The organism is Candidatus Protofrankia californiensis (assembly GCF_900634765.1).
Taxonomy (GTDB): domain Bacteria; phylum Actinomycetota; class Actinomycetes; order Frankiales; family Frankiaceae; genus Protofrankia; species Protofrankia californiensis.
The window spans coordinates 1-7,995 of sequence record NZ_CAAAFT010000041.1; the positions used below are offsets into that span (position 1 = coordinate 1).

Annotated in this window: 7 protein-coding genes, 1 pseudogene and 1 riboswitch; of the genes and pseudogenes, 6 read left to right on the forward strand and 2 right to left on the reverse strand. The window is 67.8% G+C overall.

All coding sequences use genetic code 11. From position 1 onward, the window contains the following. Positions 1-247, forward strand: a pseudogene (locus DD1DGNOD_RS02125) (ABC transporter ATP-binding protein); the annotation flags it as partial. Here DD1DGNOD_RS02125 and DD1DGNOD_RS02130 read toward each other — a convergent pair. After that, complete coding sequence (locus DD1DGNOD_RS02130; protein ID WP_131764898.1) at positions 199-1,293, reverse strand: LLM class flavin-dependent oxidoreductase; 1,095 nt, start codon at positions 1,291-1,293, stop codon at positions 199-201. The pseudogene DD1DGNOD_RS02125 and the gene DD1DGNOD_RS02130 overlap by 49 nt on opposite strands. 230 nt (positions 1,294-1,523) lie before the next feature. After that, positions 1,524-1,626: riboswitch (SAM riboswitch) on the forward strand. A 51-nt stretch (positions 1,627-1,677) separates the two neighbouring features. Here DD1DGNOD_RS02130 and DD1DGNOD_RS31030 point away from each other — a divergent pair. From DD1DGNOD_RS31030 to DD1DGNOD_RS02150, 5 genes are all read left to right on the forward strand, one after another. Further along, positions 1,678-1,800, forward strand: coding sequence for a putative leader peptide (locus tag DD1DGNOD_RS31030; RefSeq protein WP_430827746.1), 123 nt, complete (start codon positions 1,678-1,680; stop codon positions 1,798-1,800). Positions 1,801-1,940: 140 nt separating this feature from the next. Beyond that, positions 1,941-3,353 (forward strand): NtaA/DmoA family FMN-dependent monooxygenase, encoded by a 1,413-nt coding sequence (locus tag DD1DGNOD_RS02135; RefSeq protein ID WP_241251149.1) that lies wholly within the window; start codon positions 1,941-1,943, stop codon positions 3,351-3,353. Next, positions 3,350-4,453: an LLM class flavin-dependent oxidoreductase gene (locus DD1DGNOD_RS02140; protein ID WP_131769319.1), complete on the forward strand. Its 1,104-nt coding sequence runs from the start codon at positions 3,350-3,352 to the stop codon at positions 4,451-4,453. The genes DD1DGNOD_RS02135 and DD1DGNOD_RS02140 overlap by 4 nt, the downstream gene beginning before the upstream one ends. Before the next feature lie 77 nt (positions 4,454-4,530). Further along, positions 4,531-5,661 carry an LLM class flavin-dependent oxidoreductase gene (locus tag DD1DGNOD_RS02145; RefSeq protein ID WP_131769320.1) on the forward strand — a complete coding sequence of 377 codons (1,131 nt, stop codon included), beginning with the start codon at positions 4,531-4,533 and terminating at the stop codon, positions 5,659-5,661. Between the two features lie 88 nt (positions 5,662-5,749). Further along, positions 5,750-6,499, forward strand: coding sequence for a GNAT family N-acetyltransferase (locus tag DD1DGNOD_RS02150; RefSeq protein ID WP_131769321.1), 750 nt, complete (start codon positions 5,750-5,752; stop codon positions 6,497-6,499). Between the two features lie 703 nt (positions 6,500-7,202). Here DD1DGNOD_RS02150 and DD1DGNOD_RS27675 read toward each other — a convergent pair. After that, a partial coding sequence (locus DD1DGNOD_RS27675) for a toll/interleukin-1 receptor domain-containing protein (protein WP_131769322.1) occupies positions 7,203-7,995 on the reverse strand: 793 nt, incomplete at its 5' end.

Genomic DNA, 7,995 nt, shown 5'->3' on the forward strand with positions numbered 1-7,995 from the left:
ACTGCAGGCCGACACCGGCGTGGCCTATCTGTTCATCTCGCACGACCTGGCCGTCGTGCGGCAGATCGCCCACCGGGTGGCGGTGATGCAGGCCGGGCGGATCGTGGAGGCCGGCGCGACGGACGACCTGTTCGAGCGTCCCGAGCACGACTACACCCGTGCGCTGCTGGCAGCCATTCCCAGCTGGTCGCGACAGCGTCAGATCACTTCGCCGAGGAGCGGACGCACGCCCTCGGCGAAGGCGTAGGCCTCCTCCAGGTGCGGATACCCCGACAGGACGAACTCCTCGATACCGGCGGCGCGGTACTCGGCGATCCGCTCGGCGACCTCCTCGTGGCTGCCGACCAGTGCCGTGCCGGCGCCGCCGCGCACCAGGCCGATGCCCGCCCACAGGTTCGGTGCCACGACCATCCGGTCACGCGAGCCGCCGTGCAGGTCCAGCATCCGCCGCTGGCCGACCGACTCCAACGTGCGCAGCCGCTGCTGCCCGGCCGCGATCGTGGCGTCGTCCAGGCCGGCGATGAGCCGGTCGGCGTCGGCCCACGCCTGCGCGGCCGTGTCCCGGGTGATGACGTGGATGCGTAGGCCGAACCGCAGCCGCCGTCCCTGCGCCGCGGCCAGGTCGCGCACCCGGTCGATCTTCTCTGCGACGAGCGCCGGCGGTTCGCCCCAGGTCAGGTAGCTGTCGGCCTGCCGGGCCGCGACCGCCAGCGCCGCATCGGACGAGCCGCCCAGGTAGACCTCCGGGTACGGCACCGGCGGATCGCGCAGCAGGGCGCCCCGCAGGTCGTAGAACCTCCCGTGGTGGTCGAACTCGGCGCCGCTCCACAACCGGCGCACGATCTCGAGGAACTCCTCGGCCCGCGCGTACCGGGCGTCGTGGCCGAGCTGGTCGCCGTAGGCGTGCTGCTCGGCGCCGCTGCTGCCGGTGACGACGTTGAGCTGCAGCCGTCCGTCCGACAGTTGCTGGAAGGTTGCGGCCATGTGTGCGGCCAGTGCCGGCTCGACCAGGCCGGGACGGAACGCGACGAGGAACTTCAGCCGGCTGGTCTGCGCGATCAGCGCAGCCGTCACGACCCACGCGTCGGCGCAGTGCGCGCCGGTCGGCGTCAGCACCGCTTCATAGCCCAGCGAGTCGACGGCCTGCGCCAGCTGCGTGAGGTAGGTCAGTGACGCCGGCCGACCGGCGCGGGCGGGTGCCAGCACCCCGCCGATGCCCAGCCCGTGCACTCCGGAGGCCAGGTTGCGGCCGTCACCCCCGGTCGGCAGGAACCAGTGGTAGCGCGCGGTCACAATGCGGCCACGACCGGGCGTATGCGCAGGACGTGTGCGTTCATCACAATCATCCGCCGATCCGATCTTGTGTCATCCATGCCTGACGAAAACCGATTCGGCCGTCCGCCCGGCGGCCCCGCATTCCGCATGTAACGATCACGCATAATGATCACATGTAATGATCAAACAATGCCAAGTATATCGATAGGAAATAGACTTTGCCTGTGCCTCAGGGTACCTTCGAAGAAGGTCATGAGTGTCGGCAACAGGCCCTGGCTCGCTGACCGGCAACCTCCCGCGCGGCGGGTGCTCCAGGTGAGGCCGGCTGGGACGATCCCGGTTCCCCAGGCCCAGCCGTGGGATGGGGTCGGCCGGGCATCGATCGGCAGGAGGTGACGACACATGCAGCTGATCCCGGGTCCGCCTGCCGTCCACGCGCCCGAGCCGCGACGTGGTGTGGTCGGCCTGTTCCTGCGTCGGCACATCGATCTGTGCCGTGTCGCCGGCGCGCTCTGTCGTCCCTGACCCAATCGCTCCTGACTCAATCCGTCGCCCCTGACCCAACCGGTTTCGACGTGCCGTGATCGGCGAACCGATTACCACTCGTGCTGACACCGCCGCGCCACCGATCTGGAATCGCGGCCGCCTGAAAGGGACACCGGACGATGAGCAAGCCGATCAAGCCGATCCATCTCGCCGCTCATTTTCCAGGCGTCAACAACACCACGGTGTGGAGCGATCCTGCTGCGGGCAGCCACATCGAGTTCAGCTCATTCGTCCATTTTGCGCAGACGGCGGAACGCGGAAAGTTCGACTTTCTGTTCCTCGCCGAGGGGTTGCGGCTGCGCGAGCAGAACGGGCTGATCCACGACCTCGACGTGGTGGGCCGTCCGGACACCTTCACGGTGCTGGCCGCGCTCGCCGCGGTCACCGACCGGCTCGGCCTGGCCGGCACGATCAACTCCACGTTCAACGAGCCCTACGAGGTGGCGCGGCAGTTCGCCAGCCTCGATCACCTCTCAGGCGGCCGGGCGGCGTGGAACGTGGTCACCTCCTGGGACGCCTTCACCGGCGAGAACTTCCGCCGCGGCGGCTTCCTGCCCGAGCAGGCGCGTTACGAGCGGGCCAGGACGTTCCTGCGGACGGCGTGGGAGCTGTTCGACTCCTGGCGTGGTGACGAGATCGTCGCAGACAAGGACGGCGGGGTGTTCCTGCGCGATCCGCGCCCGGGTGCGTTCGCCCACCATGACGCGCATTTCGACATCGCCGGCCAGTTCAACGTCCCGCGCAGCCCGCAGGGGCGTCCCGTGATCTTCCAGGCCGGTGACTCCGACGGGGGACGGGAGTTCGCCGCCTCGAGCGCAGACGCGATCTTCGGCCGGCACGGCACCCTGGAGGCTGGGCAGGCGTTTTACGCCGACGTCAAGGGACGGCTGGCCCGGTACGGCCGTGCCCGTGACCAGCTGCTGATCCTGCCCGCGGCGACGTTCGTGCTCGGCGACACCGACGCCGAGGCGGCCGAGATCGCGCACGAGGTCCGGCTGCAGCAGGTCAGCGGCCAGACCGCGATCAAGTTCCTCGAGCAGCTGTGGAACCGTGACCTGTCCGGCTACGACCCGGACGGGCCGCTACCCTCCGTCGACCCCGATCCGGGGGAGAACACGATCGCCCGCGGCCGGGCCAGCGTGCGGATGTTCGGGGATCGGCTGGCCACCGCGAACGAATGGCGCCAGCTCGCCGAGGCGAAGAGCCTCTCCATCCGGGAACTGATCATCGAGGTCACCGGGAGGCAGACGTTCATCGGTTCCCCGGCGACGGTGGCTGGCGCGATCAACGACCTCGTGCAGGCCGACGCCAGTGACGGGTTCATCCTCGTCCCGCACATCACCCCGGGTGGGCTGGACGGGTTCGTTGACACCGTCGTACCGCTGCTGCAGGAACGCGGTGTGTTCCGCGCCGAGTACGAGGGCACCACGTTGCGCGAGCACCTCGGCCTCGCGCCATTTGCGTCCCTGTCCCCGCCCGTGTCCCTCGCACCACTCGACGTGCCGGGTCCGGCGGTGAAGGCGGTGTCGTGAAGTTTCTGGCCATCACACTGATCGTGCACGCCCCGGACCCGGTCACCGGCGCGCGGACGTCGACCACCGACCGGTTCCGCGAGGTGATCGACAACGCGTTACTGGCCGAGGAACTCGGCTTCGACGGCTTCGGGGTGGGGGAACGGCACGAGCGGCCGTTCATCTCCTCCTCCCCGCCGGTCGTGCTCAGCCACCTGGCCGCGCTCACCACCCGGCTCCGGCTGTTCACCGCGGTCACGACGCTGAGCCTGCTCGACCCGGTGCGGGCCTACGAGGACTACGCCACCCTCGATCACCTCTCCGGCGGCCGGCTGGAGCTGATCATCGGCAAGGGTAACGGCGCCGCCCAGCGGGGGCTGTTCCACGTCACCCCCGATGACCAGTGGGACCGCAACGCCGAGTCCTACGAGCTTTTCCGCCGGATCTGGCGGCAGGACAAGGTCACCGCCGACCCGCGGTTCCGGCCCGCGCTGCAGGACGCCGAGGTCTGGCCCCGGCCGCTGCAGCAACCGATCCGTGTCTGGCACGGCAGCGCCACCAGCAAGGAGTCGGTCGATCTGGCCGCCCGGTACGGTGACCCGCTGTTCTCGGCCAACGTCACCAACCCGATCGAGCCGTACGCCGAACTCGTTCACTACTACCGTGAGCGGTGGGCACACTACGGTCACGACCCGACCCTGGCGACGGTCGGCGCCGGTACGGCCGGTTACTATGCGCAGCGCAACTCCCAGGATGCCATCGCCGCCTACCGGCCGGTGTTCGACGGGCATCTGGCCTTCCAGAAGCGACTCGGTATGGAACCGGTGTTCCCGACGCTGGAGGACTTCGTCGAGCGCAGCTCCGCGCTGATCGGCAGCCCGCAGCAGGTCATCGAGAAGGTGCACCGCTACCACGAGCAGTTCGGGCACAGCGTGCTCCACCTGCACGCCGACGCCGGCGGCCTCACCGACGCCCAGCACCGCGCCAGCCTGGAACTGTTCCAGTCCGACATCGCCCCGGTGCTGCGCCGCGACATCCCGGACCCGCCCTGGCCGTGGGCGCCGGTGCTCGCCGAGCCATCCTCACCGACCGCAGGCGGGCCTGCGCCCGCCGCCGTCTAGAGGCCAAAGGCGGCGCGATCATGTTTTTCGCGCCGCCGGAGGCCCAAGTCCCTGGAACATTGAGAAGGACACCCGCCATGGTCACGACTCCGCTCGCCGTCCTGGACCTCATCCCGATCTCCTCCGGATCGACCGCGGTGCAGGCGCTGCGCAACAGCATCGATCTCGCCCAGCAGGCCGAGCGGTTCGGCTATGCCCGATACTGGTTCGCCGAACACCACCTCAACCCGGGCGTAGCCGGCACCTCACCCGCGGTCGTGCTGGCGTTGACGGCCTCGGCCACGTCGACGATCCGCATCGGCTCCGGCGCCGTCCAGCTCGGGCACCGCACCGCGTTGTCGACGGTGGAGGAGTTCGGGCTCATTGACGCCCTCCACCCCGGACGCCTTGACCTTGGCCTGGGCCGCTCCGGCGGACATCCGAGCGAGGTGAAGCGCGAGCCGGCCCTGCTCGGCGGCACGGCCGTCGTGAACGGACAGGCATCCAACGGGCTGCGCATCCCACCCCGGTTCTCCTTCGAGCACCTGCTCGGCTCGCCGCGCTTCGCATTGCAGAAGACGCTTCTGCAACCTCCCGGTGCGCAGCCACAGAACTACACTGAGCAGGTCGGCGACGTCCTCGCCCTGCTGGCCGGCACCTACCGCTCCGCCGAGGGCGAACAGGCCCATGTGGTCCCCGGGGAGGGTGCGCAGGTGCAGATCTGGATCCTCGGCAGCAGCGGCGGCGAGAGCGCGACCCTCGCCGGGGAGAAGGGGCTGCGGTTCGCCGCGAACTATCACGTCAGCCCGGCCACCGTCCTGGAGGCCGCCGAGGGCTACCGGGCCGCGTTCCGCCCGTCGGCCGAGCTCGAGCGGCCCTACGTCAGCGTCTCGGCCGACGTCGTCGTAGCCGAGGACGCGGCCACAGCGCGGGAGCTGGCCGCTGGTTACGGGCTGTGGGTGCGCAGCATCCGCACCGCCGAAGGGGCCATCCCGTTCCCGACTCCGGACGAGGCCCGCGGGCACCCGTGGAGCGATGCCGATCGCGAGCTGGTCGCCGACCGTGTCGAGACCCAGTTCGTCGGCTCGCCGGAGCAGGTCGCCGACCAGCTGGAGCAGCTGCGCGACGCCACCGGCGCCGACGAGATGATCATCACCACGATCACGCACGATCACGCCGACCGGGTCCGCTCCTACCAGCTGCTGGCCCAGGAGTGGCAGCGCCGTTGACCATCCGCGTCCATATTCACGCCCACGTCCCCGGCGGAGTCGCCGTCGGCGGGGTCGCCCTTGGCGGAGTTGCCGTCGAGGGCGGCGCATGAGCCACATCCACATTGGTCGGCAGCACCACCCGAGTCAGCAGCCCCCGCTGGACAACCCCGCCCGGTGGTCACTGACCGGGGCACACGCGCACCTCGCCGAGCGGCGCGGCAACGTGCTGCGCTACCCGGTCGACGTCTCCCCGTTCGTGGCGCTGCCCGAACACCCCGACGCCGCCGACTGGGATGACATCGCCGCCCTCGCAGGCCCGGGCGCGCTGGTCCCGCTCGCCGGGGTGTCGGTCCCGCCGCCGCGGGGGTGGGAGGTGGTGGCACGTGGCGCCGGGGTGCAGCTCGTCGACGACGGGGTCGCCGCCGCGCACGACGACGAAGCCGTTCGCCTTCAGGCATCGGACGTGCCGGAGATGCTAGCGCTGACCGCGTCCACCAAGCCCGGCCCGTTCCTGCCGCGGACGATCGAGATGGGCGCCTATCTCGGCATCCGCCGCGGCGGCGTGCTCGTGGCGATGGCCGGCGAGCGGCTGCACCCGCCCGGGTGGACCGAGATCAGCGCGGTCTGCACCGACGCTGCTTTTCGTGGCCAGGGGCTGGCGGCCCGGCTCGTGCTCGCGGTGGCCGCCGGCATCCGTGAGCGCGGCGAAACCCCGTTCCTGCACGCGATCGCGGACAACACCAACGCGATCCGGCTGTACACGTCGCTGGGATTCCGCCTCCGCCGCAGCGCGACCTTCCTCGCCGTACGCGTACCCTACAACCTACCCGATCCCGAGGACGTGCCAGTCACGTGAGCGGCACCCGTTTCGGACACTCTGCATCCTCGCCACGACCACGACCGTGCGACAGACCGACCGCCTCCGCGCGGTGAATACCTGTAGAGGACGAGCTGGGTTGTGCGACCGAGCGGGTCCACGATTTTGCTAGTGGTGCATGCGCATAACACCGCCGACGGCTGGCTACGCGGTGACTATGGCGACTGAGGAGAGGGGAGGCAGGCTGCGACGAACACGTGGAACGAGACCCGGGCCAAGCGACCTCCACGAGAGGACAGGGTCGAGGAGCACCGCGCCCGGATCGACGCCGAGGTACGCGCGTACCGGCTGAGGGAGATTCGCGAGGAGCAGGGTCTCACCCAGGTCGAGCTCGCGGATCGGGTTCGCGCTCCGCACCGATCAGTGGGGTCGTGGTTATGACGCCGAAACCGTCCGGCTCCTGTACCGGCTTGGTTTCGGTGAGCTGGACATGCATGGATTTCGTCCTCGTCCTCGTCCTCGGCACCTGGCGTGACTTCATCGTCCATTCCATCCTCGAAGACGAATGGATACCCTAGCACGGCACGGATACAGTCAACCAGAGTCCCGTCGCAATCCTGATCGGTTCGAGCAGCAGCGAGCCCAAGCAGTAATTCCGATAGACTGCCGAACTTTCCTGTTTATAATCAAATGAAGGGAATCATCCCACTTTTCCGGTCCAAGCCCATACTCTGAACTGTTGTTATACCGCTGAACGCGTATCTTCGCCTAGCCGATCTATAGCCCGGCGTATCCCTTGAGCGATGTCGAGGAAGGCTGCATCGCGGTCTTTCCACTGCGTCACAGGCCTCGCATCTCGCGGGAGAGCTTGATAGGAATCAAAAATGCTTCCCTGCCAGTCCACAGCACGCAGGAGTACGGGGATTAGGCAGGCGTCGCCCGTTGCGTGGCGTTCAACTGCACGCACCGCTTCAATCCCGACGCAGTAGTCCGATGCCATGAAGTCTGGACTCAGCAAAAAGAGAATCACCTCAGCTCTGTCAAGCTGATCGTCGATCTTCTTGCGCCAATCCATCCCTGCTACGATTTCCCGATCGTGCCATTCTCGAATTATCTTTGCGCGTTTCAGATTTGCCAGGTGTTTGATAAGTTCTCGCCGAAGCAGATCGTCTGCGTGTGCGTAGGAGATAAATACACTCACAGGAGGGTTTCGGTCATCCTGTTCACGTTCCGATGCGAGGAGCCGACGGTCTTGATTTTCTCTGAGTTTGACGAGCAGATCTCCGTCGTCGCGACCGTCCCTGCGACGCTGTACCAGTTCAGCCTCAAGCAGTTGGCGCTCACTCTCTAGCTCAAGGAGAGATGTTAAAGGTTTCGTCGACGCATGAGGGGTAGAGGGTGCAGGAGTAGCCGGCATGATCTCGTTTACTACAGGGACTCGTCGCGCGAATTCCTCGTAGAAGCTGACATAGCCGAGAGGTGACATTTTCTCTCTCGTATAAAAATAGATCTCGATGTTGAGCGCCTGAGGGCTG